General features: G+C 65.2%; 1 protein-coding gene. It reads left to right on the top strand.

Annotation, left to right across the window (positions count from 1 at the left end; genetic code table 11):
* Positions 1–15: 15 nt before the first annotated feature.
* Positions 16–411, top strand: a 396-nt coding sequence (locus BTA35_RS17185) for a hypothetical protein (protein ID WP_139363744.1), incomplete at its 3' end; no start/stop codon positions are given.

The following is a 411-nucleotide window of genomic DNA, read 5'->3' as shown; positions in this document are numbered from 1 at the left end:
TTATATGAGGCCGCAATGTTGCCGAACGTCGCCGCATTGCTATTCGTGAATGCGAGGACGTCTTCGCCGCTATGGAAGTTGCCGGTAATCGCCACGGTTGCCGAAGCCAACGTCGGTGCGCCGCCGTCGCTCAACGTCAAACCCGAATCGATTGCCACCGGCGTCGACGCCGTATTGTCGCCCGCGACGAACGCCGCCCAACCCGAATCGGTCGCGATCGTCGGCGGGCCCAGCAAATCGACCGTATGCGTGGCAGCAGCGCTGTCGGTCGTGCCGTCGCTCGTCACAAAAGAGATCGTGTGGTTGCCCGGCGTCGCGCTCGCGCTAGACGAGAACGTCACGGCGCGCAGCGCCGACGTCCACTGCGCGTCGGTGGCCGTCGCGCCCGACGAGGTCAACGTCAGCACACCC

It is taken from the genome of Oceanospirillum linum, assembly GCF_001995095.2.
Taxonomy (GTDB): domain Bacteria; phylum Pseudomonadota; class Gammaproteobacteria; order Pseudomonadales; family Halomonadaceae; genus Oceanospirillum; species Oceanospirillum linum.
This window is presented reverse-complemented; position numbering and strand designations above follow the sequence as displayed.